We start from the raw sequence: 24,831 nt of genomic DNA, 5'->3' as shown, positions 1-24,831 counted from the left end.
GACCCTCTATATTCGAATGCGCGCGGTAGACCCTGCCGCGCCCACCGCCTACTGCATCGCCCGCGCCGATGCACTCGCCTCGTTTCCGGTCGAGCACGCGCCGCTGCAAGACTTGATCCCGCTTGCCGCCGGGCGGCGGGTCGTGGTGCTGCTGTCGTCGACCGAGGTGCGGCTGTGCTCGGTGCCGCTGCCGGTGCGGCACGCGTCCAAGGTGCGGCAGGCGGTGCCGTTCGCGCTCGAAGACCAGCTCGCCGACGACGTGCAAACCCAGCATTTCGCGATTGGCGCGCGCGGCAGCGACGGTCACTGGCCGGTCGCGGTCATCGCCCATGAGCGTCTGCAGGCCTATCTCGGCTTCTTCACCGAACGCGGGGTCCGGCCCGACACGATGATCCCCGATCTGTTCGCGCTGCCGGTGCCCGAGGCGCATCAGTTCAGTCTTCTCGTCGACGGTGATGAGATTCTCGTCCGCACGGCTGCGGCGGCCGGCTTCGTCTGCGCACGCGACGATCTCGAAACCTGCCTGCTGCTCGCCGACGGCGAGCGCAGCCGGCAGTTGCGCGTGCTGATCGCGCGCGATCAAGACTTCGATCCCAGCCTGCTGCGCTGGAACACCGAACCGCTACACGGTTTCGAACATCCGCTGCAGGCGATGCTGCAGCATCTCGACGGCCGCCAGGCGATCGACCTTTTGCAGGGCGAGTACTCGACGCGCCAGGATTGGCTGCGCCTGTGGCAGCCGTGGCGACTCGCCGCCGGTCTTGCCGCGGCTGCCGTGGTGTTGGCGGCGACGCAACACGGCGTGCAGGCCTGGCACCTCGGCCAGGAGCTCGACGCCCTCAACGAGCGCAACCAGCAGCGTTACCGCGAGATCTTTCCGCAGGAAACGCGCATCGTCGATCTCGAAGCGCAGCTCGGCCAACAGCTCGCGCGCCTGCAGGACGCGCCGGCAAGCGCCGAATTCCTCGCCCTGTTGGGCGTCGCCGCCGAGGCCATCGCTGCGGTGCCCGGACTGCGTCTGGAAGCCTTGCAATATCGCGAGGCGTCGCTGTACGCGAGCATGCGCGCCCGAGAATTGCAGGCCCTCGAACAGCTCAAGGCCTGGTTCGAGCCCCCCCGCCCGGCACGCCTGGAGGTCCAGTCGGCGAACGCCGGCAGTGAGGGCGTGCAAATCCGCATCAAGCTCTCGCCGACATGAATCCAAGGGTCGAACGGCTTTGGGCCTCGCTGCAGCAGCTCGCGCCGCGCGAACGGCTGATGGTGCTGGGTGGCACGGTGGTGCTGGTGTTGGTGATGCTCTACCTGCTCGCCTGGGAGCCCGTCGTCAAAGCGCATCAGCAGCGTGCCGAAGCGCTGACGCGCGCGCGCGCCTTGGCGACACGCATCGAGGAAGCCGCGGCGCTGGTGCGCAGCCAGGGCGCGGGGCGCAGCGTCGATCGCAGCACCTCGTTGGTGGCGGTCGTCGATCGCACCAGCCGCTCGCCCGTGCTGGGCAAGCCGCCATCGCGCATACAGCCCGAGGGCGATCGTGAGGTCAAGGTGTGGATCGAGGACGTTCCCTTCGACAACTTGCTGCGCTGGCTGCAAGAGCTCGAGACAGGCTACGGCATCGGTGCGGCGAGCGCGGAGATCGAGCGCGGCGCGCGCCCGGGTCTGGTCAGCGCACGCCTGAGTCTGACGCGGGAATGAGCGGATGAAGACGCGCCACCTCCTCGCTGCCGCGCTGCTGAGCTTCGTGCTGGGGCTGATCGTGCATGCCCCGGCCGCCTCGCTCTACGGCTGGATCGCCGGCGGCAACGCCGAGCTGCCGGTGCGGCTGTTTGGGGTCACCGGCACGCTGGTCTCGGGCGCGGCATCGCTGCTTGCGCGCGGCGATCAGCCGCTCGCCCGTAACGTGCGCTGGCGGCTCGTACCGTCCAGCCTGCTGCTCGGCCGCGCGAGCTTCGCGCTGAGCAGCGGCGGGCCGCCGCTGCTCTTCGAGGGCGTCGCCGGCATGGGCCTCGGCGGCGCCGTGCATCTGCGCGATACCCGCGCAAGCGGCGAGCTGCGGGCGCTGGCGGCGATCGCTGGCCTGCCCTTCGTGCCGGTCAATGGCGAGATCGGTATCGACCTCGCATCCCTGACCCTGGTCGATCGCTGGCCGCGGCACGCGCATGGACGCCTGCAGGTGATCGGTCTTTCGTGGACGCTGGGGCGCGACCCGGTCGCACTCGGCGACTTCGAGGCGCGGATCGAGGACGCCGACGACGGCATCGTCGCGACCGTGAGCACGCTAAAGGGCTCCATCGAAGTCGACGGTCGTGCTCGGCTTGCGGTCGATGGCGCCTACGACCTCGATCTGCGCTTGCGCGCGACGCCGGATGCACCGCCGATGGTGAACAATCTGCTGCGCGCCCTGGGGCCCGCCGACGCCGACGGATATCAACGACTGCGCCGCACGGGAACGCAGAGCCCGGCACACGCCACCGACGCGCCGCCGGGCACGCGCGGCGACACCCCCGGGTCCGCAGTCCCGGCACCCGCGAGCACGCCAGCCCACCACATGATGCCGCCGACATGAGCTGGACTCCGCATGTCGTCGTTGCCTGCGTCGTCGAACGCGACGGCCGCTTCCTGCTGGTCGAGGAATCGGTCAACGGCGAGATCCTGCTCAACCAGCCCGCGGGACACTGGGAACAGGGCGAATCGCTGATGGACGGCGCCAAGCGCGAGACGCTGGAAGAGACGCGCTGGGAAGTCGAACCCACACACGTGCTCGGCCTGTATCACGTCGATCCGCCGGGGCTGGGCTACGGCTTTTTGCGTATCGCCTTCGCCGCCGAGCTGCGCCGCGAACACGCCGAGCGCGCACTCGACCAAGGCATTGTGCGCGTGCTGTGGCTGACACGCGAGGAGCTCGTCGCCCGCCGCGCGCGTCACCGCAGCCCGATGGTGCTGCGCTGCGTCGACGACTGGCTCGCGGGCAAGCGTTATCCCCTGGATCTGGTCGCACATCTGTAGTGTCCGTAGCGAATACCTCGCCGTTCACCCGCGCTCCGGGTGCCCATGTCGTCGTCGGCATGTCCGGCGGCGTCGATTCTTCGGTGAGCGCCTGGCTGCTCAAGGAACAGGGCTTTCGCGTCTCGGGCCTGTTCATGAGCAATTGGACCGAGGACGAACAGGGCTACTGCAGCGCCGCCGAAGACTTCCAGGACGCGCGCCGTGTCTGCGAGGAGCTCGACATTCCCCTGCACCGCGTCGATTTCTCGCGCGAGTATCGCGAACGCGTGTTCGCACGCTTTCTTGCCGACTACCAGGCTGGCAAGACGCCGAACCCGGATGTGCTGTGCAATCGCGAGATCAAGTTCCAGCCGTTCCGCGACTACGCGCTGCGTCTGGGGGCCGATCTGATCGCCACCGGCCACTACGCCCGCATCGCACAAGGACCACAAGGCCCGGAGCTACTGCGCGCGGCTGACGAGGACAAGGACCAGACCTATTTTCTGGCCGCGGTGCAGCGCGCCCATCTGGATCGCGTGCTGTTTCCGCTCGGCGAGCTGACCAAACCCGAAGTGCGCAGGCTGGCCACGCGCGCCGGACTGCCGGTGCACCGCAAGAAGGACTCGACCGGCATCTGCTTCATCGGCGAACGCGAGTTTCGTGAATTCCTCGCGCGCTATCTCAAGCCCGATCCCGGCATCATCGTCGACGACGGCGGCCGCGAACTCGGCCGGCACCAGGGGCTGATGTTCTACACGCTCGGTCAGCGCCGCGGACTCGGCATCGGCGGTACCCGCGGTGCACGCGAGGCGCCCTGGTACGTGATCGACAAGGATGCGGCGCGCAATCGGCTGGTCGTGTCACAGGACGCGAGGCATCCGCGGCTCATGTCCAGCGGTCTGCGCACCGCGGGATTCAACTGGCTCGCGCCGGTTCCGCGAAACGGGCAAAGGCTGCACGCGCGCATCCGTCACCGGCAAGCGCTGCAAGCGTGCACCGTGGCGATCGACGGCGACGACGTGCAGGTCCGATTCTCGGCGCCGCAGCGCGCGGTGGTGGCAGGTCAGTACTGCGTACTCTATGACGCTGGACGCTGCCTCGGCGGTGGCGAGATCGCCTGGGTCGCGTCGCTCGACGCCTCGCAGACGTGATGCCGTGAAGCGACTGAAAACCCGGTTCAGACAGCACATTCCGCTATAATTCGCGCCTCATTCGCGGCCGCCGCCGCCGCGAACGCTGACCTCAAGCCATCCCCTCACGACTTATCGGGAGTCCCCAGCCATGACGGACAGCTTCAAAGCCAAGTCCACGCTCACCGTCGGTTCCAAATCGTATAGCTACTACAGCCTCAAGGCGCTGGAACCGACGTTCAAGATCGAGCGTCTGCCCTACTCGATCAAGGTGCTGCTGGAAAACCTGCTGCGGCACGAGGACGGCGTCAACACGACCAAGGCCGACATCGAGGCGCTGGCCGGTGCCAACTTCAAGAATCTGCCGGTCAAGGACATCAACTTCACGCCGGCGCGCGTAATCCTGCAGGATTTCACCGGCGTGCCCTGCGTCGTCGATCTGGCGGCGATGCGCGACGCGATCAAGTCGCTCGGCGGGGATGCGAGCAAGGTCAATCCGCTGTGCCCGGTGGAGCTGGTCATCGACCACTCGGTGATGATCGACCACTATGGCTCCAAGGACGCCCTCGATCTCAACGCCAAGATCGAGTTCGAGCGCAACAAAGAGCGCTACACCTTTCTGCGCTGGGGCCAGGAAGCCCTGAAAAACTTCAAGGCGGTGCCGCCCGACACCGGCATCGTCCACCAGGTCAACATCGAGTATCTCGCCCGCGTCGTCTTCGAGGACCAGCAGGGCATGCTCTATCCGGATTCCTGCTTCGGCACCGACTCGCACACGACGATGGTCAACGGCATCGGCGTGCTCGGCTGGGGTGTCGGCGGCATCGAAGCCGAAGCGGCGATGCTCGGCCAGCCCTCGTCGATGCTGATTCCGGAAGTCATCGGCGTGCGCCTCACCGGCGTGCTCGCCGAGGGTGCGACTGCGACCGATCTCGTGCTCACCGTCACCGAGATGCTGCGCAAGCGCGGCGTGGTCGAGAAGTTCGTCGAGTTCTTCGGCCCGGGCGTCGGCAATCTGTCCGCCTCGGATCGCAACACCATCGCCAACATGGCACCCGAATACGGCGCCACCTGCGGCATCTTCCCGATCGACGAGGAAACCCTGAACTATCTGCGCCTGACCGGCCGCAGTGAACAGCAGATCGCCGTGGTCAAGGCCTATGCGCAGGCGCAGGGCATGTGGTGGACGCCGGATACGCCCGAGGCCCAGTACACCGACGTGCTGCATCTGGATCTGGGCAGCATCAAGCCTAGCCTCGCCGGACCGAAGCGTCCGCAGGACCGTGTACTGCTGTCCGACGTCAAGGCCAACTTTCGCAAGGCCTTCGAGGCCGAGCAGAAATTGCGCCCCTCCAAGGGGCCGGCGACGGTCACCGACAACGGCAAGACCTTCGAACTCAAGGACGGTGCGGTGATGATCGCGGCGATCACCTCGTGCACCAACACCTCGAACCCGAGCGTGCTGATCGGCGCCGGCCTGCTGGCGAAAAAGGCGCGCGCACTGGGTCTGACCACTAAGCCCTGGGTCAAGACCTCGCTCGCCCCCGGCTCGCTCGCGGTCACCGAATACCTGAAGAAGGCCGGTCTGATCGAAGACCTCGAACACCTCGGCTTCTACGTCACCGCCTACGGCTGCACCACCTGCATCGGCAACTCCGGTCCGCTCAACGAGCCGCTCACCAAGGCGATCCAGGAGAACATGCTGTCGGTGTCCGCGGTGCTGTCGGGCAACCGCAACTTCGAAGGCCGCGTCCATCAGGACGTGCGCATGAACTATCTGGCCTCGCCGCCGCTGGTCGTCGCCTATGCGATCGCCGGCACCACCGACATCGATCTGACCACGGAGCCGATCGGCAAGAGCAAGGACGGCAAGGACGTGTTCCTCAAGCACATCTGGCCGTCGAACAAGGAGATCCAGGACGTCGTCGCCAAGTCGGTGACGGCGGATCTGTTCAAGGCCAGCTACGCCGACGTGCTCAAGGGCGATGCGCGCTGGCAGTCGATCAAGGTCGCCAAGTCCGAAACCTATCCCTGGGACGACAAGTCGACCTACATCCAGAACCCGCCGTACTTCATCGGCATGACGATGACGCCGCCCGGAATCCAGCCGATCAAGGGTGCGCGCTGCCTCGCCGTGCTCGGCGACTCGATCACCACCGATCACATCTCGCCGGCCGGCGACATCAAAAAAGACGGCCCAGCGGGCAAGTACCTGCTGGAACGCGGCGTGCAGAAGGCCGACTTCAACTCCTTCGGCTCGCGCCGCGGCAACCACGAGGTGATGATGCGCGGCACCTTCGCCAACACGCGCATCAAAAACGCGATGACGCCCGGCGTCGAGGGCGGTGTGTCCAAGTACATCGGCAAGGATGGCACCGTGGGCCCGATCGAGCCGATCTACGACGTGGCGATGAAGTACAAGGCCGAGAACACGCCGCTGGTCGTGCTCGCCGGCAAGGAATACGGCACCGGGTCCTCGCGCGACTGGGCGGCCAAGGGCACGCTGCTGCTCGGCGTGAAGACCGTCATCAGCGAGTCCTTCGAGCGCATCCACCGCTCCAACCTCGTCGGCATGGGCGTGCTGCCTCTGAACTTCGTCGACGGCCAGAACGCGCAGACGCTGGGCCTGGATGGCACCGAGGTGTTCGACGTCGACGGCCTCGTGCGTGGCGCCACCGAAGTCACGGTGCAGGCGAAGAAGGCCGACGGCAAGGTCGTGCGTTTCACCGCCAAGGTGCGCATCAACACGCCCAAGGAGTGGGACTACTACGAGCACGGCGGCGTACTGCAGTACATGCTGCGGCAGATGGCCGCCTGATCCAGCCCGCGGCATCAGGCACGAGGCCCGCGCGAGCGGGCCTCGTTCTTTGACCATGTCGATCGCCGCGATCGTCCACTTGATCCTGCACGGCTTGGTGCCGGGGCTCGCGGCACGGCTGCTGTTTTACGGACACTGGCGCCGTGCCTGGATCGTCATGCTGGCGACGATGGCGGTGGATCTGGATCACCTGCTCGCAGATCCCATCTATGATCCCGCGCGCTGCAGCCTTGCGGTCCATCCGCTGCACCGGCCGCCGGCGATCGTCGCTTACGCGGCACTGCTCGTGCCGGTGCAGACGCGCATCGTCGCCACGGGACTTCTGATCCACATGACGCTGGATGCTTGCGACTGCGTCATCCAGCGCGCTTGAGCCGCCCAGCGAACACACGGCCTTCACCACGGCGGACGATGCCATCGGGTACCGCTGCGTACGACCAAATCCCGTACACTGCCGGCGCTCATTTTTTCGGCCCCATCCTGACGCGGCTATGACCATTCGAGTCGTCTTCAATCAGAAAGGCGGAGTCGGCAAGACCACCATCGTCTGCAATCTCGCGGCCATCGCCGCATCGAGGGGGCTGCGCACGCTGGTGATCGACCTCGACACCCAGGGCAACGCGACGCAGTATCTCAACGGCTCGTCGGCGCAGGCGCCGGACCGCACGATCGGCGACTTCTTCGAATCGACGCTGAGCTTTTCGCTGAGTCCCGCGCCGTTCGTGACCTACGCCAGCAACACGCCGTTCGAGAATCTGGACATCGTCGCCGCCGATGCGCGGCTCGACGAGTTGGCGGTGAAGCTCGAATCCAAGCAGAAGATCTACAAGTTCCGCGACGCGCTGCGCAAGCTGCGCGGCTATGACGCCGTGTTCATCGACACGCCACCGGCGCTGAATTTCTACTCGCGCGCGGCGCTGATCGCGGCCGAACGCGTGCTGATCCCCTTCGACTGCGACGAGTTCGCGCGCCAGGCCTTGTACACGCTCATCGACAACATCCAGGAAATCCGTGCCGACCACAACGACGCGCTGCGCATCGAGGGCATCGTCGTCAATCAGTTCCAGTCACGATCGAGGCTGCCGACGCGGCTGATCGAGGAACTCAAGGCCGAGGGTCATCCGCTGCTGCCACAGATGCTCGGCAGCTCGGTGCGCGTGAAAGAATCGCACGAATGTCACCGGCCGCTGGTGTTCCTCGACCGCGGTCACCGCATCACCCAAGACTACCTCGCGCTGTACGAGGCACTCGAAAGCCCTCAGCGCTGAACGCCGGGAACGGCCTGCGCCGCCGTGCCGGCCGGGTCGTCGGTCGCGCGCGGTGCGACCACGCAGCGATTTCGACCATCGCCCTTGGCTCGATAGAGCGCGCGATCGGCCGCGCGCAAGGCCTCGGCGAGGTTCGCCCCCGATTGCGGAAACGCGGCGACGCCGGCCGACACCGTGATCTGCGGCAAGCACCGACCCTGGTGTTCCAGACGCTGCGCCGCCATCGCTTCACGCACGCGTTCGGCACGCACCCGCGCACCGTCGAGATCGGTACCCGGCAGCAGTAGCACGAATTCCTCGCCGCCGGTGCGGCAGGCGATGTCGGCTTCGCGCGAGGTCTCGCGCAGAATGCGCGCGAAGGCCGACAGCGCGACGTCGCCGACCTCGTGCCCGTGACGGTCGTTGAGCCGCTTGAAATGGTCCAGATCGAAGGTGACGACACCGATGCTCTCGCACTTGGTGCGCGAGCGCCGTTCCTCGACCGGCAGGCTATGGTCGAGATGACGGCGATTGAACAGGCCGGTGAGCGGATCGCGCACGGACAGTTCGAGCAGGTGCTCGCGCAAACGCAGGTTCGACAACGCCGCCGATGCCCGCCCGGCCAGGGTCTGGATCAGCAGGCTGACGTGCGGATCGTCCGGCTGCGCGACGCCGCGCAGTTGCAGCAGCCCCAGAGATTCGCCCGCTTCGCACAGGGGCACGCTGGTGCTCGTCAGCGCCGACGTCGCAGGCGGATCGCCGCCGGCATCGCGCCGGCGAAACTCCGCGCCGGTCAGCTCCGGGTCACCCCATTGCGCTGCGATGCGCATCGATGAATCCGCGTCCTTGAGTAGCACGGTCCCAGCCTCCGCGATCGACAATTCGGCGGCCGCGCGTGCGACCACCTGAGCAAGCTCGTCGGCGCTGCGGATTCTTTGCAGGACCGGACCGAGACGGCCCAGCGTGTCGAGCTCGCGCGTGCGCCGGCGCAGTTGCGCCAGCGAGTCGGTGAGCCTCTGATTCGCGGCATCGAGATCGAGCTCGGCCTGGCGGCGCTCGCGGATGAACTGCGACACCTTGGGCAGCAGCGGCCACAGAAAGATGGCCGTGGCCAGTGAGATGATCGCCGTCCCCAACTTGATCCAGGCATCCAACCAGTACTCGGGCCGCCAGATGTTGAGAATCGCGATCGCATGCGTCGTGCCGCAGGCGAAGATGAAGGCGCCGAACATCAGAAAGATCCAGTCGAACTTCAGCTTCAGCGCCCGGTTGCGGCGGACGAAGTAGACCAGCGCGAGCGGGATCGAGTAGTACGACAGCGTGATCACGGCGTCGCTGATCACCATCGTCCACAACAGCGTCGGCGACCACGTCAGGCAATAGCCGTGAGGCAGAAAGCCGGAGGATCCCAATAGATCGAACGGTACAGACAAGCCGGACTCCCGCCTCGCGTCGCCGTCGACAGTCTAGTCGTCGCGCTGGCAACGCCATGGCGCAGCCGCCAAAAGGCCGGCGCACGGGGCTGAACGGCCAGCCGAGCCGTCCTGATTCTGACGCGAGTCGACGACTTGCCGACGGACCCGCCGATCAGCCGGAGGTCAGGTCGTCGAAGAAGCGCTTGGCCTTGCCCAGCCAGGAGCTGGCTTCCGGGTGATGCTGGCCGCCTTCGCTCTCCAGGGTTTCACCGAACTGGCGCAGCAGCTCTTTTTGCTGCTTGGACAGGCGCACCGGGGTCTCGACGATGACGTTGCAGTACAGATCGCCAGCGTGCGAACTGCGCACCGAACGCACGCCGCGTCCACGCAGACGGAAGGTGCGCCCACTCTGCGTGCCTTCCGGCACGTCGATCGAAACGGGGCCTTCGAGCGTCGGCACTTCGAGCGTGCCGCCCAGCGCCGCGGTGACGATCGAAATGGGCACCGTGCAGTACAGGTCGTTGCCGTCGCGATCGAATACCTCATGCGGCTTGACGTTGATCTGGACATACAGGTCGCCCGCTGGCGCCCCGCGCTCGCCGGGTTCGCCCTCGCCGCTGAGACGGATGCGGTCCCCGGTATCGACGCCCGCAGGAATCTTGACCTCGAGCGTCTTTTCTCGCCGTGTCTTGCCGGCGCCGCGGCAGGTCCGGCACGGATCGGTGACCAGGGTGCCGCGCCCACGACACTGCGGACAGGTCTGTTGCAGCACGAAGAAGCCCTGTTGTACGCGAACCTGGCCGGTACCGTGACAACTCGGGCAGGCCCCCGGCTTCTTGCCGTCGGCGGTCCCATGACCGTGGCAGTCGTCGCACTCCACCCAACTCGGGATGCGGATCGTCTCGGTGGTTCCGAACACCGCCTGTTCGAGCGTCAGCTCCATCATGTAGCGCAGGTCGGCGCCCCGTCGGGGGCCGCTGCGGCCCCCACCGAAGATGTCGGCGAACACGTCCCCGAAGATGTCGGCAAACCCCCCGGCCGTGCCGAAGCCCGCGCCACCGCCGCCGCGCTGTAGGCCCTCGTGGCCGTATTTGTCGTAGACCGCGCGGCGCTGCGGATCGGTCAGCACTTCGTAGGCTTCGCTGGCCTCCTTGAACTTTTCTTCCGCGGCCTTGTCCCCCGGATTGCGATCCGGGTGGAACTTCATCGCCAGCCGCCGGTAGGCCTTCTTCAGCTCGTCCTCGCCCGCCTGCTTGGAGACGCCCAGGACTTCGTAATAGTCGCGCTTGGACATGTATCGTGAGACGTGGGACGGCAGCGGTGAGACGTCAAAAGAAACGCAAGACGCCGGAACGGCGTCCCACGTCTCACTGACGATGCCTCACGGCCTTACTTCTTGTCCTTGACTTCGGTGAACTCGGCGTCGACGACGTCGTCGTTCTTGCCATGGCCATTTCCGGCGGCATCGCCGGCGGCGTTGCCGCCGCTCGCTGCAGCCTTCTTGGCATAGACGCGCTCCATCAGCTTGGCCGAGGCCTGGGTCAATGCCTCGGTCTTGGCCTCGATGTCGGCCTTGTCATTGCCCTTGACCGCTTCGCGGGCGGCCGCCAGCGCATCTTCCACGGCCTTGCGCTCGTCGGCCTGCACCTCTTCGCCCAGATCCTTGAGCGACTTTTCGACCGCGTGGATCATCTGCTCGCACTGGTTGCGAGCAGCGATCAGCTCACCGAACTTGCGGTCTTCCTCGACGTGCAGTTCGGCGTCTTTGATCATCCGTTTGATCTCTTCCTCGGACAGACCCGAGTTGGCGGTGATGCGGATCGACTGCTCCTTGCCGGTGGCCTTGTCCTTGGCGGTCACATGCAGGATGCCGTTGGCGTCGATGTCGAAGGTGACCTCGATCTGCGGCACGCCGCGCGGCGCCGGCGGGATGCCGGTCAAATCGAAGCGACCGAGCAATTTGTTGGCCGAGGCGATCTCGCGCTCGCCCTGATAGACCTGGATGGTCACCGCCGTCTGATTGTCGTCGGCAGTCGTGAACGTCTCCGACTTCTTGGTCGGGATCGTCGTGTTCTTCTCGATCAGCTTGGTCATCTTGCCGCCGAGGGTTTCGATGCCCAGCGACAGCGGCGTCACATCGAGCAACAGCACGTCCTTACGCTCGCCGGACAGCACGGCGCCCTGCACGGCGGCGCCGACGGCGACGGCTTCGTCCGGGTTGACGTCCTTGCGCGGCTCCCTGCCGAAGAAGGCCTTGACCGCCTCCTGCACCTTGGGCATGCGTGTCTGACCGCCGACCAGGATGACCTCGTCGATCTCCGAGGGCTTGAGGCCGGCATCCTTGAGCGCGGTGCGGCACGGCTCCAGCGACTTCTCGATCAGGTCCTCGACCAGCGACTCAAGCTTGGCGCGCGTCAGCTTCATGTTCAGATGCTTCGGCCCGGAAGCGTCGGCCGTGATGTACGGCAGGTTGATCTCGGTCTGCGTCGTGCTCGACAGCTCGATCTTGGCCTTCTCGGCCGCCTCCTTGAGGCGCTGCAGCGCCAGCGGATCTTTGTGCAAGTCGATGCCCTGCTCCTTCTGGAACTCGGCCGCGATGTACTCGATCACGCGCTGGTCGAAGTCCTCGCCACCGAGGAAGGTGTCGCCGTTGGTGGCCAGCACCTCGAACTGCTTCTCGCCGTCCACGTCGGCGACTTCGATGATGGAGATGTCGAAGGTGCCGCCGCCGAGGTCGTAGACGGCGAGCTTCTTGTCGCCCTTGACCTTGTCGAGGCCGAAGGCCAGTGCCGCCGCGGTCGGCTCGTTGATGATGCGCTTGACCTCCAGACCGGCGATGCGACCGGCATCCTTGGTTGCCTGACGCTGTGAATCGTTGAAGTACGCCGGCACCGTGATCACGGCTTCCGTGACCGGATGGCCGAGGTAGTCCTCGGCGGTCTTCTTCATCTTCATCAGCACTTGCGCCGAGATCTGCTGCGGCGCGAGCTTCTGACCCTTGACCTCGACCCAGGCGTCGCCGTTGTCGGCCTTGACGATCTTGAACGGCGCATGCTTGATCGCCTTTTGCACCTCCGCATCCTCGAAGCGGCGGCCGATCAGGCGCTTGACCGCGAACAGCGTGTTGTGAGGATTGGTGACCGCCTGGCGCTTGGCGGCACGGCCGACGAGTGTCTGGCCGTCGTCGGTATAGGCCACGATCGAAGGCGTCGTGCGCTCGCCTTCCGCGTTCTCGATCACGCGCACATTGCCGCCGTCCATGATGGCGACACAGCTATTGGTGGTGCCGAGGTCGATGCCGATGATCTTGCTCATGTCTGGGAACTCCGCGACTCAATTCGGTGATGCCTGCTCAAGTGGGCGCAGGGGAGAATGATTTCAAGGGTTGGGGGCCACGGACGGGGCTTTGGCGACGACGACCATCGCCGGCCGCAACAGGCGCTCGTGCAGGGTGTAGCCCTTCTGCATCACACTGAGCACGTGGTTGGGCGCGACCTCGGTGGATTCGACCATGGTCATGGCCTGATGGAAGTCGGGATTGAACGGCTGTCCGGCCGGATCGAGCTGCTTCACCCCGTGCTTTTCGAGCACGCTCATCATCTGACGCCAGGTCAGCTGCATGCCGTCGACCAGGGCCTTGCCGTCCTCACCGGCGTCGGCCGCTGCCTTGAGTCCGAGTTCGAGGCTGTCACACACCGCCAAGAGATCGCCGATGAGTTTCTCGTTGGCGAACTTCAGGCTGGTCTGGGCATCGCGCTCGAGACGGCGCCGGGTGTTCTCCATCTCGGCCAGGGCGCGTAGCTGAGCGTCGCGCGCCGACTTGGCCTCGGCTTCGAGTTCGGCGATACGGGCGTTGAGCGCCGCCACCGAAGGCTCGCCACTGTCCTGCGGCGCGGCTTCGGGCGCTGCATCTGCGCCCGTGTGCGGATGATCGTTCATGCGATGACTGATGGATACGCTGGAAGCTGTGCACAAATGGCCGGCTGACCGGCACGCGAGGGGGCGCATGATAACGGCGTCCGTCCCCGGATGCGCCCCTGCCCACCGAAGTTGGGGCTCAGACCTCGCCGTTCAAGCCCGCGGAAAGCATCCGCGCGGTTTCCTGGACCAGCGGGATGATGCGCGAATACGACATCCGCGTCGGACCGATCACGCCGAGCACGCCGGCGACCTGACCGTCGATACGATAGGGCGCGGTCACGACGCTGCATTCGTCGAGCACGCGGTAACCCGACTCGTCACCGATGAAGATCTGCACGCCGTCGGCCTGCAGGCACTGGTCGAACAGGCTGAGCAGGTCGCGCTTGCGATCCAGCGCATCGAACAGACCGCGCAAACGCTTGACGTCGGCCAGCTCCTGGAAGCCCATCAGATTCGGGCTGCCGGCGACGACATAGTCCGCCTCGTCGCCACCGCTGAGCACCCGCTCCACCATCGCCGCGGCGTCGCGCAACATCAGATTGATGCGCGCCTGGGTTTCGCCGGCGTCTTGCGCGAGCGCGTTGCGCAGACTCACCAGGTCACGGCCGGCGAAATGCTCGTTGAGCAGGTTCGCATAGCGCACCAGCTCATCGGCCCCATAGGGGCGCTCCGTGTGAATGACCCGGTTCTGCACCTCCTGCTGATTGACCACCAGGATCGCCAGTACGCGATTTCCGGACAGCGGCAGGAACTCGATGCGGCGCAGGATCGCCAGATTGCGCCGCGGCACGGTGACCACGCCGGCCATGCGCGTCAGCCGTGACAGCACGTTCGATGCCGCCTGCACCAGATCGGGCACGCTGCGGTCGCCCGGCAGCAGTTCCTCGACGATCTGTTGGTGCTCCTCGGCGGTGAGCGCCTCGGGCGCGAGCAAGCTGTCGACGAAGTAGCGATAGCCGCGCGTCGTCGGCACACGACCGGCCGAGGTGTGCGGCGAGGCGACGAAGCCCATTTCGTCGAGGTCGGCCATCACGTTGCGGATTGTCGCCGCCGACAAGCCCAGACCGGCCATGCGCGAGAGGGTGCGCGAACCGACCGGCTCGCCATCCTCGATGTAGCGCTCGACCAGCAGTTTGAGCAGCTCAGCGGCTCGCCTGTCCAAGGATTGCGACATGTGCTCAAAATGCTGCACTCGTACGCAGTTTTCAATAGCCCGGGGTGCACGCGGCGCGGGGTCACACGCACTTTTCATGCTAACTTCTGCGGCGTCCGCGGCCCGCATCCCCTTTTTCGTTCAGCGCGCATGTCCGAGTTCCGTACCGTCGGCTTGATCGGTCGACGCGGCGACCCCCGCGTCGCGCCGACGTTGTTGCAGCTGTGGCGGATTCTGCGTGAGTTCGACCGCGAGGTCATCGTCGAGCACCATGCCCCGGGACTCGAGGACTGCGGCGCGGACGTCATCCGCAGCCCGCGCGAGACCATGGCCGCGCGCTGCGACCTGCTCGTCGTCGTCGGTGGCGACGGCACCTTGCTGTCGGCCGCACGCGCCGGCTCGGCCTGGGGCGTGCCCATCCTCGGCGTGAACCAGGGTCGGCTCGGCTTCATGGTGGACGTGGCCCCAGGGGAGGTCCGCGAGACCCTGAACGCGGTCTTTGCCGGCGACTACCTGCGCGAACAGCGGCTGCTGCTGCAAGCGCGCCTGCGTCGCGACAACGCCGACACCGCGAGCTTTCTGGCGATCAACGACGTCGTCATCCGCAATCAGGCGGCGATCCGCATGATCGAGTTCGAGACCTGGCTCGACGACGAGTTCATCTCCCAGCATCGAGCCGACGGCTTCATCGTCTCCTCGCCCACCGGCTCGACCGCTTACGCCTTGTCCGGTGGCGGACCGGTACTCCATCCCAGCCTCGAGGCCATGGCCTTGGTGCCGATCTGCCCCCACACGCTTTCGGACCGGCCGATCGTCGTCGGCGCGCGCCAGACGGTGCGCATCGTGCTGCGCGGCAACGTGACCACGCAGGCCACCTTCACCTGCGATGGTCAGAACAGCATGTCGCTGCGCGCCGGCGAGGCGCTGGAAGTCGGCGCGGCGGAATCCAGGCTGCATCTGATACACCCAAAAAATTACAGTTATTTCAATATTTTGAGGGATAAACTTCACTGGGGCCGCGGACCGCGGCTCAATCCCGACTCTACTTGATGTCTCGCTTTCAACATGCTGAGAGCATTGACGATTTCCAATCTCGCGGTGATCGAGTCGGTCAACCTCGAATGGAACGGGGGCTTCAGCGTTTTGACCGGTGAGACCGGCGCCGGCAAATCCATCCTGATCGACGCCCTGGGGCTGGTCGCTGGCACGCGCGCGGATGCCGGCCTGATCCGCGCAGGCGCCGAGCGCGCCGAAGTCACCGCCCAGTTCGAGCTCGAACCGGGCTCCGTCGCCGCCGCGTGGCTGCGCGAGCAAGCGCTCGAGGACGCCGACGATCCCGAAGCGCTGGTCATCCGCCGCGTGCTGCAGACCGGCGGGCGCGGACGTGCCTTCATCAATGGTCGTGCGGTCACAACGGCGCAATTGCGCGAGCTGGGCGAATGCCTGATCGAGATCTTCGGGCAGTCGGAGAGCCAGACTCTGCTGCGCGGTGAGGTCCAGCGCCGACTGCTTGACGACTTCGCCGGACATTCGCAGCTCGTCGAGGCAACCGCCGCGGCCGCCGCTCACGTCGCGGCCCTGGACCGCGAAATCGAAGCCTTGCGCAACGCCGCCAGCGACGATCCGGCGCAGGTCGAGTTCCTGCGCTTTCAGGTGCATGAACTCGAAGCCCTGCGGCTCGGCGACGGCGAGCTCGACGCGCTGGATGTCGAGCAGCGGCGGCTGGCCGGCGCCGGGCGGCTGCTGCAGGAAGGCGGCGGCATCCAGGAGCGCCTCTACGGCGCAGATGAGAGTCTGTACGACCAGCTTGCCCAGGCGCGCGGCCGGATCGACGCGCTGGTCGCGCTCGAACCGGCGCTCGCCAGCGCACGCGACGCCCTCGACGGCGCCATGGCGCAGGTCCAGGACGCCGCCGAAGCCCTGCGCCAGGCGCTCGAAAAGCTCGACCTCGATCCCGATCGACTCGCTGCGGTCGAGGCGCGCCTGCGCGCGATCCACGATCTTGCACGCAAACACCGACTGCGACCAGCACAACTCCCCGAACATCTCCGCGCCCTGCGCGCCCGCCTCGATGCACTCGAACACGGCAGCGAAAGGCTGGACGCCTTGCTGCGCGAGCGCGGCGCGGCCCTCGATGCCTATCGCCGCGCCGCCGCGAGCCTGAGCGCGTCACGCCAGTCCGCCGCGCGCAGCTTCGGCAAGGCGGTCGAGGCGATCGTGCACACCCTGGGCATGCCGCACGCCCAGTTCGCGGTCGTCGTCGACTTCGACGCCCAAGGCGCCGTCTCGGCCCAGGGTGGCGACAGCGTGCGCTTCGATTTTTCCGCCAATGCCGGCCAGCCGCCGCGGCCGCTGGCCAAGGTCGCGTCCGGCGGCGAACTGTCGCGCGTGTCGCTGGCGATCCAGGTCGCCGCGCTGCAGCGCGCTGGCGCGCCCACCATGATCTTCGACGAAGTCGACGCCGGCATCAGCGGCGCCGTCGCCGAGATCGTCGGCCAGCGGCTGCGCGCGCTCGGCGGCGAGCGCCAGGTGCTGTGCGTGACCCACCTCGCCCAGGTCGCGGCACAGGGGCATCACCACTACGGCATCCGCAAACAGACCCGCGGCGGGCGCACGTTCACCATCGTCGAACCGCTTGAACGCGAGCAGCGCGTGCGCGAGCTGGCGCGCATGCAGGGTGGCGTGGAGATCTCCACCGCGGCACTCGAACACGCCGAGGATCTGCTCCGTCGCGCGGGCTAGCCGCCGTTGCCGACGCCGACGCCGATCGCTGCATCCCCGCCGCGGGATTCAAGACAAGATAGCGCTACTTCTTCTTCGGGCGTACGTACAGAACGAGGTTGTGATCCTCGACGATGAAACCGTGCTTGTCGGCGATCGCGTGCTGTAACCTCTCGATCTCTTCGCTGACGAACTCGATGACCCTGCCAGTCTCCAGGCAGACCATGTGGTCGTGGTGATGCCCGCGCTCGAGTTCGAAAACCGCCGAACCGCCCTCGAAGTGGTGCCGTCGCACCAGCCCTGCGGCCTCGAACTGGGTGAGCACGCGATACACCGTGGCCAGGCCCACGTCCTCCTTGAGGTCGATGAGCTTGCGGTAGATGTCTTCGGCGGACATGTGCCGGCGCTCGCTGTTTTCCAGCAGTTCGAGGATCTTGAGGCGCGGCAGCGTGACTTTCAGGCCGGCGTTGCGAAGATCGGAGGTTTCCACGGCAGCATCCGTCGCGATGTGTTTAGGCTATTATCGCCGCTCTTTGACCGCGGGCAAACTGATGCGCCTCGTTCTCGCTCTGGCCTGCGCTTGCGCGCTTGCAGGCTGTCAGATGATCTACAAGCTGCCCACGCGTCAGGGCAACGTGATCGAGCAAAAGCAGCTCGACCAGCTTCAAATCGGCATGACCCGCGAGCAGGTCCGCTACCTGATGGGCACACCGCTGGCCGCGAGCCCTTTCCGTGAAGACCGCTGGGATTACGTCGGCTACTACAAGTCACCACGCGGCCGCGAAGCCAAGCGTGTGGTCAGCCTGCACTTCGACGATGCTGGTCGCCTGGTGCGGATGGAAGGCGTCGAGCGTCAGGGCACGGATGCCGCGCTCGAAGATCCAGATCTCAAGACCGTGCTGCGCGAAGAACAGCGCGATGCGGCCGAGCAAGAACGCCAAGCCGGCGACAACAGCCGCGAAACCGGCGTGATTCTCAAGCCGGAGTGAGCGAAGCCTCAGTCCGGCTTGCGCGCCCGCGCCGCGCGCTCACGGCGCATCTGCTTGGGATCGGCGATCAGCGGCCGGTAGATCTCGATGCGATCGCCCGCACGCACAGTCCTGTCGAGTTCGACGACCTGACTCCAGCAGCCGACTCGGCTGGTCGAAAGATCGATCTGCGGAAAACGCCGCAGGATGCCGGAGCGCTCGATCGCGTCGCGGACCGTCGTGCCCGGGCTGACGTCGACTTTGAGGATCAGTTGCTCCTCGGGCAGCGCATACGCCACTTCGATCTGGATCAGATCACCTTCTGACATCGCTGCTCGTTCGCTCGGTCAAGTCACGCATCGCACGCAGAACACGCTCAATCACCGGCCCAGAACCCGACCATGGCGTCGAGCAGGCCGCTCGCATACAACAGAATCACGATCAGGGCGAGGCGCGCGGGATAGCGCAGCGCGAAGAACCATGCCGGGTACAGCCAGCGGTCGCGTTCGCCCCACATCGCCGACGTGAGATCGCGCGGCATGATACTGACCACGAACACGCACACCAAGAGTCCGGTCAGCGGCGCGAGCCAGCTCGCGGTGATGAACTGCACCCACTCGAAGAAATTGCGACCGCCGAGCTCCGCATCCTGGATCACGCTGAACGACAGCAGGCTGCCCAGCCCCAGATACCAGATCATCAGTGCGCTGCTGGCGGCCGCGAATACGCGCGTCCAGCGCAAGCGGTCGATCAGGTAGCGTGTCATCGGCTCGAGCAGCGCCGACGCCGAACACAGCGTGACGATGAACAGCGTCGTGAAAAAGCCGACGCCGAACAGCGTGCCGCCGACGGTCTGCGGCAAGCTGCGCGGCACCACCTGGAAGATCAGCGCCAGGCCCGGCGCCGGCTGCAGACCGGCGGCCAGAATCATCGTGAACAGGGCGAGCCCTGCGATCAGGCTGAAACACACGTCGATCAGCAGAATGCTCAGCGCCAGGCGCTTGACCGGCGCTGCCACCGGCAGGTAGACGCCCAAGTTCATCATCACGCCGATGCCCAGACTCATCGTGAAGAAGGCCTGGTGCATCGCTTCGATCAGGCCGCGCCAACCGAGCCGGGAAAAATCGGGCAGCAGCAGCCGGCGCAGTGCCGGCATCACATCGGCCTGCGTGATCGCGTACCCCGCCAACCCCAACAGCAGTAGCGCCGCAGTCGGCATCAGTCGCATCGCCGCACGCTCGATGCCTTCGCGAAAGCCGTGCGCGACCACCACGCAGGCGATGACCATGAACAAGGTGTGCCACGATAGGCTGCGCTCCGGATCGCGCGCCAGATCGAGGAACACCTCGGTTGCCGCTTGCTCGCCAAGCCCGCCGAGCGCGCCGCTGGCTACGCGGAAGGTGTACGCCATGCTCCAGCCGGCGATGACACTGTAATACGACAGGATCAGCACCGACCCAGCGAGCGCCATACCCCCGACCAACGTCCAGGCGCGCTTCGCCGAGGCCGCTTCCGCCAGGCGCGCGAAACCGGCGACCAGATCGTCGCGCGCCCAGCGCCCGAGCATCCATTCGCCGGCAAGCAGCGGCGCGGCGATCAACGACAAAGACAGCAAGTACGCGAGCAAGAACGCAGCCCCGCCGTACTCGCTCATCAGATAAGGAACGCGCGTCAGGTTGCTGATGCCGATCGTCGCGCCGGCCGCGACCCACAAGAATGTGTGCGTGGACGACCAATACCCGTGACTGCTCTCGCGAATACTCACGCGGCGCCCCCCCTGCCGAGTTCACACCGCATATGCGCTCCTTTTCTCCGGGCATCGTCGTCGATGCCAGTCTAGTGGAGCGGTGTCGGCGAGGCATCCGCCTCCTATAATCCGCGGATGAGCCAGAAGCAGAAGAAGGACGAGCCGACACGCCTGATCGCCGTCAACCGCCGCGCCCGTCACGACTACCACATCGAAGACCATTACGAGGCCGGACTCGCGCTGCGCGGCTGGGAGGTCAAGAGCCTGCGCGCTGGTCGTGCGCAGATCACCGAGGCCTACGTCACCGTCAAGAACGGCGAGGCCTTTCTGATCGGCGCCCACTTCACACCGCTCAAGCAGACCTGCACCCACGAGATCGCCGACGCGACCCGCACGCGCAAGCTGCTGCTGCACCGACGCGAACTGGCCAGTCTGATCGGCAAGGTGGAGCGCGCCGGCTACACCCTGGTCCCTCTGGACCTGCACTGGACCCGTGGCCGCGCCAAGCTGCAGATCGGGCTCGCCAAGGGCAAAAAGCAGCACGACAAGCGCGCCGACATCAAAGAGCGCGACTGGCAACGGCAGAAAGAACGGATCATGCGGCACGACGCTTGAACTTGCGCGACCCGGCCCCAACTGATGCTAAACTCTAAAGACTCGGGGCTGACCGGTTTCGACGCTGGTGGCGGAATCCGAGGTGCATGCCGAGGCGTCACGTCCTCGTAAAACCCGTGGCAAACAAGCTAGTTGCGAACGACGCGAACTACGCCCTCGCCGCCTAAATCCGGCGAGCGTTTCCTTCTCTGGTTCCGATGCCGGAGATCCGAAACGTCGACTCTCATCGGATCGCGACCAGGCCCGCCCTTGGCCTGACTCGCCAGATCTCCAAGGGGATAAGCGGTGGCGTTCCGTGCCGATCCGGGAACCACCGACGAAAACCAAAGACCGGCTAAGCATGTAGAGCCGAGGGCTACGAATCGGCGGACGCGGGTTCAATTCCCGCCAGCTCCACCAACCACCAGGGCCCGGAAAGTCTCCGGGCCCTTTTTCTTGCCTGAAATCCCCGCGCCACGCGGGATTCCGGCCACCTGTGCTGTGGGTGGTCACCAGCCGAAACGCCCGAAATCGGCCACTTTCTTGGCCAGGGCTGTCTCTGTTCTCCGTTTGGCCTGCGGGTAGGCGCAGGTGGGGCTCTCGCAAAATCAACAACTTACGCGTGCCGGTTCAGCGTCAACCAAGGCCGCCGGTCAGGCATCGAACGCCGCCAGAGCACCGCCAGCGGTTACTTGACCGTATCGCAATCGAGATACATAATTGCGGAAACGGAGGATTTGATCATGGCTCATTCCACGATGCTGCACGTCCGGGTGGACGACGAAATCAAGACGCAAGCCAGTGAGGCTCTGGCAGCCATGGGGCTGTCGGTGTCTGATGCCGTGCGCATCCTGCTCAAGCGCGTGGTGAACGACCAGGCCTTCCCGCTGGAGTTGAAGGTGCCCAACGCCCAGACCCGCGCGGCGATGGAAGAAGCCCGCGCCATGGCCAAGGCGCGCACCGCCCGTTTTGAGTCTGCAGACGCCCTGATCGATGACCTCGAAAACGCAAGTTTCGGCGCAAGCCAAAAAGCCCGCCAGCAGTAAGCGGGCGCCGCTGCCGAGGGCGAGCGATTACACCAAGACTTTCCTCAAAGACTGGGAACGCCTCTCACGTTCGGGCCGCTACGACCTGAAGCGGCTGAAGGAGGCAATGTTGCTGCTCATCGGCAACGATGCGCCGCTGGGGCCTGAATGGCTGGATCACCCGCTGAAGGGTGATTGGGCTGACCACCGCGAATGTCACATCGGCGGCGACTTCCTGCTCATTTACCGCCTGGATGGCAACACCATCATCTTTGTGCGGGCAGGCACGCACGCAGAATTGTTCGAGGAGTGATCCGTGGCGATTGAATCACTGCCCACTTTCACCAAACCCGCCCGCCAGCGCTGGGAGTCCATCCCTGCCGACATCCGCCAGCGGCTGCTGTCCAACGTCTGGTGCGGCCACTGCCGTCACGAAACAACGATCACCCATTTCAGCGCCACCATCAAGGGTGGCGACTTGCTGCTGGTGGGCCAATGCGCCGAATGCCGCAGTGATGTGGCACGGGTGATCAAGGGCTCGTAACCCGGTCAGGCGTCGAACCCCGCCACCACCTCCCGCTGCGCCGCCCAGTCGGTCGGCAGCGGGTTCCGCTGGAACCACAGCAGGCTCATGCACTTGGGTTGCTGGCCTGCCAGGATGGCCTGGATGATGGCAGGCTCCAGCAGTGTCAGCCGCAGCAGTTCATTGACCGTCGAGTGGTGCAGGCCTTCGCGCTGGGCGATCTCGCTGCCGCTGGCGACCATCCCATCTTCGAGCAGCTGCTGCCAGTAGAACGCGCGTGTCAGCGCCACCAGCAAGGGCTGGTCGATCTGGGTGGCGACCTTGCCCGGCGACTCAACCGCCCCATCTGGCCGCACCACCACTTTGCTGGCACCGCGTTTGCGGATCTTCAGCGGGATGAAGGTGGACAGCTTGACCTGCCCGCCATCCCGGCGTTCGCGGGCGATGGCTGCGCCCAGTGGTTGAACTTTCGGCTTCATACGGCTTCTTCCATCTCCTGCAACTCCGCGCCGATGGTGCCCGGCATCAACTCACCGACCAGTTCCTGCCAGCCCTGATCGCGCCAGATGATTTCCAGCCCACCGTCGGCAATCACTACGCGCTCGATCAGCAGTTGCGCCAATCGGCACTGCTCCGCTGGAAACAGTTCCCGCCATAGGCTGGCAAGATTGCGCATTGGCAGCACCACTTGGGGTTCGGTCAGATCAGGCCGAATCTGCCGCATCCGGTCCCACACCGACTGCACGATGTGCGGTGCTGATAGCGCCGCTACGATCTGCTGGGTCACCAATTCTTCAATGGGCGCCGCCGGTAGTGGCCCGTGCTGGCTGGCCCATGCGCCAAAGCGTCGGTGTTTGATCGGGCTGTAGTAGCGGTAGGTCTTGCCCTTCTTGACCGTGTAGCTGGGCACCAGCCGTTCGCCATCGACGGTGAACAGCAGGCCGCGCAACAACACCGGTTCCCGCTGGCGATCGTTGGTCTCGCGCCGCCGCTCAATCCCATCGGTGGCGATCAACGCGTGCACCGCATCCCACTGCACCTGCGTCACGATGGCCTGATGCTGGCCGGGGAAGCTCTGCCCCTTGTGCACGATCTCGCCCAGGTACATTCGGTTGTGCAGCATTTTGTAGATGGTCTGCTTGGTGAAGGGTTTGCCACCCTTGGTGAGCGCCCCTTCAGCGCCGTAGGCCTTGGCCATCAGCGTGGCCGAGCGCATGGTGACGAAGTCGTCAAAGATGCGGCGAACCAGCTTGGCCTCCGTTTCATTCACGACCAGCAGCCGATACCGAACGTCGTAGCCCAGCGGCAGCGGCCCGCCCATCCACATCCCTTTGGCCTTGCTGGCCGCGATCTTGTCGCGGATGCGCTCGCCGGTGACCTCGCGCTCGAACTGGGCGAAGGACAGCAGCACGTTGAGCATCAACCGGCCCATCGAGGTGGCCGAGTTGATCTGCTGCGTGACCGCGCTGAAGCTGACCCGGTGGCGGTCGAACACATCGACCATCCGGGCAAAATCCGCCAGCGAGCGTGACAGCCGGTCGATCTTGTAGACCACCACCACGTCGATCTTGCCTGCTTCGATGTCCGCCATCAGGCGCTTCAAGGCAGGCCGGTCCATATTGCCGCCGGAGAAACCGCCGTCGTCGTAATCATCGGCCACAGCGATCCAGCCCTCGTGGCTCTGGCTCTTGATGAAGGCGTGCCCAGCTTCCCTCTGGGCATCGATGGAATTGAAGGACTGGTCCAGCCGTTCGTCGCTGGAGACGCGGCAGTACACCGCGCAGCGCCGCATGGGTGTGGTCTGTGGCACAAGAAACGGTGCGTTCATTGACCATCCCCCTTGCCATCGCGCAGACCAAAGAACTTCGGCCCATTCCAGCGCGTGCCCGTGATGTGGCGCGCCGCCGCCGACAGGCTTTTGAACACCTGACCGTTGAGCTCGTACAGACCATCTGGCGTAACGGTGACGCGATGCTGGCGCTCATCCCATTCCCGGATCAGCGTGGTGCCGGGCATCAGCAGGGTCTGTGCGCTGCGGCCAACACGGGTCTTGATCTTGGAATGCTTGGCACCGGCCTCGACCAGCATCTTGCGGATGTTGGTGGGCAGTGCGCCGTAGGCCTTCTCCTGGATGCGGTAGGCCAGACGCGATTCCACATAGTGGCGATTGCGGTGGCTGGGCCGCCGGGGAAAGTGCTGATCCCACAGCGCCCAGAGGTCGGCCATCGGCAGGGATGGCAGTGCGGCCAATTGGGCCGAGATACTGCCGTTGGTGGGACAGCTCGGCCGGCGTGCGGCCTGCTCGCACCAGCTCGATCATCTGTTGGCGGAAATCCGCCGGGTATGGCGCTCGACTCTTGGGCATCTCGGACTCCTTCTCTCAAAAGATCAGGTGTCCGCGAGAACGGGGCAACTCCAGGACGGTGATCGGCCCGCCGGCGGCCGTTCTCGCCTCGCCGCTGCGCGTTAGCCCGGATCCGTCACGAGTAGGCTGCTGAGAAGGCACGGCGGATTCGCTGTTGCCCAGTAGAATTCGGTTGTCGAAGCCAATTCTCTGGAGCGAATCCGCCGTGACGGAATGCTACCAAGG

26 protein-coding genes and 1 other RNA gene are annotated in these 24,831 nt (G+C 65.6%); 16 read left to right on the top strand and 11 right to left on the bottom strand.

The window, feature by feature from the left end; translation table 11 throughout:
* The first annotated feature begins 16 nt into the window (after window positions 1–16).
* The 8 genes from gspL (at window position 17) to ABSH63_RS13970 (ending at window position 8,195) form a co-directional block, all read left to right on the top strand.
* Window positions 17–1,198 carry a type II secretion system protein GspL gene (gene gspL, locus ABSH63_RS14005; protein WP_352890489.1) on the top strand — a complete coding sequence of 394 codons (1,182 nt, stop codon included), beginning with the start codon at window positions 17–19 and terminating at the stop codon, window positions 1,196–1,198.
* Window positions 1,195–1,689, top strand: coding sequence for a type II secretion system protein M (locus tag ABSH63_RS14000; RefSeq protein WP_352890488.1), 495 nt, complete (start codon window positions 1,195–1,197; stop codon window positions 1,687–1,689). The genes gspL and ABSH63_RS14000 overlap by 4 nt, the downstream gene beginning before the upstream one ends.
* Before the next feature lie 4 nt (window positions 1,690–1,693).
* The gene (locus tag ABSH63_RS13995; RefSeq protein ID WP_352890487.1) at window positions 1,694–2,560 is read left to right on the top strand and encodes a type II secretion system protein N; all 867 of its coding nucleotides are present in this window, start codon (window positions 1,694–1,696) and stop codon (window positions 2,558–2,560) included.
* Complete coding sequence (locus tag ABSH63_RS13990) at window positions 2,557–3,000, top strand: NUDIX hydrolase (protein ID WP_352890486.1); 444 nt, start codon at window positions 2,557–2,559, stop codon at window positions 2,998–3,000. Before ABSH63_RS13995 ends, ABSH63_RS13990 begins: the two co-directional genes overlap by 4 nt.
* Window positions 3,000–4,130 (top strand): tRNA 2-thiouridine(34) synthase MnmA, encoded by a 1,131-nt coding sequence (gene mnmA / locus ABSH63_RS13985; protein ID WP_352890485.1) that lies wholly within the window; start codon window positions 3,000–3,002, stop codon window positions 4,128–4,130. The genes ABSH63_RS13990 and mnmA overlap by 1 nt, the downstream gene beginning before the upstream one ends.
* Before the next feature lie 130 nt (window positions 4,131–4,260).
* On the top strand, window positions 4,261–6,927 hold the full coding sequence (acnA, locus tag ABSH63_RS13980; RefSeq protein WP_352890484.1) for an aconitate hydratase AcnA: 2,667 nt from the start codon (window positions 4,261–4,263) through the stop codon (window positions 6,925–6,927).
* A gap of 55 nt (window positions 6,928–6,982) precedes the next feature.
* A complete protein-coding gene (locus ABSH63_RS13975; RefSeq protein WP_352890483.1) occupies window positions 6,983–7,300 on the top strand; it encodes a DUF6122 family protein in 318 nt (105 codons plus the stop codon).
* Window positions 7,301–7,418: 118 nt separating this feature from the next.
* Entirely contained in the window at window positions 7,419–8,195 is a 777-nt protein-coding gene (locus tag ABSH63_RS13970) for a ParA family protein (protein WP_352890482.1), read from the top strand.
* Here ABSH63_RS13970 and ABSH63_RS13965 read toward each other — a convergent pair.
* From ABSH63_RS13965 to hrcA, 5 genes are all read right to left on the bottom strand, one after another.
* Window positions 8,186–9,607 carry a GGDEF domain-containing protein gene (locus ABSH63_RS13965; RefSeq protein WP_352890481.1) on the bottom strand — a complete coding sequence of 474 codons (1,422 nt, stop codon included), beginning with the start codon at window positions 9,605–9,607 and terminating at the stop codon, window positions 8,186–8,188. The genes ABSH63_RS13970 and ABSH63_RS13965 overlap by 10 nt on opposite strands.
* Before the next feature lie 154 nt (window positions 9,608–9,761).
* Complete coding sequence (gene dnaJ, locus ABSH63_RS13960; RefSeq protein ID WP_352890480.1) at window positions 9,762–10,883, bottom strand: molecular chaperone DnaJ; 1,122 nt, start codon at window positions 10,881–10,883, stop codon at window positions 9,762–9,764.
* Window positions 10,884–10,978: 95 nt separating this feature from the next.
* Window positions 10,979–12,904: a molecular chaperone DnaK gene (dnaK, locus tag ABSH63_RS13955; RefSeq protein ID WP_352890479.1), complete on the bottom strand. Its 1,926-nt coding sequence runs from the start codon at window positions 12,902–12,904 to the stop codon at window positions 10,979–10,981.
* 63 nt (window positions 12,905–12,967) lie between these two features.
* Window positions 12,968–13,528 (bottom strand): nucleotide exchange factor GrpE, encoded by a 561-nt coding sequence (gene grpE / locus ABSH63_RS13950; protein ID WP_352890478.1) that lies wholly within the window; start codon window positions 13,526–13,528, stop codon window positions 12,968–12,970.
* A gap of 118 nt (window positions 13,529–13,646) precedes the next feature.
* Window positions 13,647–14,684, bottom strand: a complete 1,038-nt coding sequence (gene hrcA, locus ABSH63_RS13945) for a heat-inducible transcriptional repressor HrcA (protein WP_352890477.1) — start codon at window positions 14,682–14,684, stop codon at window positions 13,647–13,649.
* 129 nt (window positions 14,685–14,813) lie between these two features.
* On the opposite strand from hrcA, the gene ABSH63_RS13940 reads away from it, so the two are divergent.
* Both ABSH63_RS13940 and recN read left to right on the top strand, forming a co-directional pair.
* Complete coding sequence (locus ABSH63_RS13940; RefSeq protein WP_352890476.1) at window positions 14,814–15,713, top strand: NAD(+) kinase; 900 nt, start codon at window positions 14,814–14,816, stop codon at window positions 15,711–15,713.
* Between the two features lie 15 nt (window positions 15,714–15,728).
* Entirely contained in the window at window positions 15,729–17,405 is a 1,677-nt protein-coding gene (gene recN, locus ABSH63_RS13935) for a DNA repair protein RecN (RefSeq protein WP_352890475.1), read from the top strand.
* A gap of 64 nt (window positions 17,406–17,469) precedes the next feature.
* Here the strand turns inward: recN and fur are convergent, their stop codons facing one another.
* Window positions 17,470–17,874, bottom strand: coding sequence for a ferric iron uptake transcriptional regulator (gene fur, locus ABSH63_RS13930; RefSeq protein ID WP_352890474.1), 405 nt, complete (start codon window positions 17,872–17,874; stop codon window positions 17,470–17,472).
* A 112-nt stretch (window positions 17,875–17,986) separates the two neighbouring features.
* Here fur and ABSH63_RS13925 point away from each other — a divergent pair, with 112 nt between their 5' ends.
* The gene (locus ABSH63_RS13925; RefSeq protein WP_352890473.1) at window positions 17,987–18,373 is read left to right on the top strand and encodes an outer membrane protein assembly factor BamE; all 387 of its coding nucleotides are present in this window, start codon (window positions 17,987–17,989) and stop codon (window positions 18,371–18,373) included.
* A gap of 8 nt (window positions 18,374–18,381) precedes the next feature.
* On the opposite strand, the gene ABSH63_RS13920 is transcribed toward ABSH63_RS13925, so the two are convergent.
* Both ABSH63_RS13920 and ABSH63_RS13915 read right to left on the bottom strand, forming a co-directional pair.
* A complete protein-coding gene (locus ABSH63_RS13920; protein WP_352890472.1) occupies window positions 18,382–18,681 on the bottom strand; it encodes an RnfH family protein in 300 nt (99 codons plus the stop codon).
* Between the two features lie 47 nt (window positions 18,682–18,728).
* Window positions 18,729–20,117, bottom strand: coding sequence for a sodium-dependent transporter (locus tag ABSH63_RS13915; RefSeq protein ID WP_352890471.1), 1,389 nt, complete (start codon window positions 20,115–20,117; stop codon window positions 18,729–18,731).
* A gap of 117 nt (window positions 20,118–20,234) precedes the next feature.
* On the opposite strand from ABSH63_RS13915, the gene smpB reads away from it, so the two are divergent.
* From smpB to ABSH63_RS13890, 5 genes are all read left to right on the top strand, one after another.
* The gene (gene smpB, locus ABSH63_RS13910; protein ID WP_352890470.1) at window positions 20,235–20,714 is read left to right on the top strand and encodes an SsrA-binding protein SmpB; all 480 of its coding nucleotides are present in this window, start codon (window positions 20,235–20,237) and stop codon (window positions 20,712–20,714) included.
* Window positions 20,715–20,758: 44 nt separating this feature from the next.
* Window positions 20,759–21,113, top strand: a transfer-messenger RNA (tmRNA) gene (gene ssrA / locus ABSH63_RS13905).
* A gap of 323 nt (window positions 21,114–21,436) precedes the next feature.
* Window positions 21,437–21,739 carry a type II toxin-antitoxin system RelB/DinJ family antitoxin gene (locus ABSH63_RS13900; protein ID WP_352890469.1) on the top strand — a complete coding sequence of 101 codons (303 nt, stop codon included), beginning with the start codon at window positions 21,437–21,439 and terminating at the stop codon, window positions 21,737–21,739.
* Window positions 21,687–22,031, top strand: coding sequence for a type II toxin-antitoxin system YafQ family toxin (locus ABSH63_RS13895; RefSeq protein WP_352890468.1), 345 nt, complete (start codon window positions 21,687–21,689; stop codon window positions 22,029–22,031). Before ABSH63_RS13900 ends, ABSH63_RS13895 begins: the two co-directional genes overlap by 53 nt.
* 3 nt (window positions 22,032–22,034) lie before the next feature.
* The gene (locus ABSH63_RS13890) at window positions 22,035–22,262 is read left to right on the top strand and encodes a hypothetical protein (RefSeq protein WP_352890467.1); all 228 of its coding nucleotides are present in this window, start codon (window positions 22,035–22,037) and stop codon (window positions 22,260–22,262) included.
* A 5-nt stretch (window positions 22,263–22,267) separates the two neighbouring features.
* Here the strand turns inward: ABSH63_RS13890 and ABSH63_RS13885 are convergent, their stop codons facing one another.
* From ABSH63_RS13885 to ABSH63_RS13875, 3 genes are read right to left on the bottom strand one after another with little or no spacing between them, the layout of a single operon-like run.
* The gene (locus tag ABSH63_RS13885) at window positions 22,268–22,720 is read right to left on the bottom strand and encodes a hypothetical protein (protein ID WP_352890466.1); all 453 of its coding nucleotides are present in this window, start codon (window positions 22,718–22,720) and stop codon (window positions 22,268–22,270) included.
* Window positions 22,717–24,069, bottom strand: coding sequence for a recombinase family protein (locus ABSH63_RS13880; RefSeq protein WP_352890465.1), 1,353 nt, complete (start codon window positions 24,067–24,069; stop codon window positions 22,717–22,719). The genes ABSH63_RS13885 and ABSH63_RS13880 overlap by 4 nt, the downstream gene beginning before the upstream one ends.
* Window positions 24,066–24,503: a DUF2924 domain-containing protein gene (locus ABSH63_RS13875; protein WP_352890512.1), complete on the bottom strand. Its 438-nt coding sequence runs from the start codon at window positions 24,501–24,503 to the stop codon at window positions 24,066–24,068. Before ABSH63_RS13875 ends, ABSH63_RS13880 begins: the two co-directional genes overlap by 4 nt.
* Window positions 24,504–24,831 lie beyond the last annotated feature (328 nt).

The sequence above is a fragment of the Sinimarinibacterium thermocellulolyticum genome (assembly GCF_040327995.1).
Classification (GTDB): domain Bacteria; phylum Pseudomonadota; class Gammaproteobacteria; order Nevskiales; family Nevskiaceae; genus Solimonas; species Solimonas thermocellulolyticum.
This window is presented reverse-complemented; position numbering and strand designations above follow the sequence as displayed.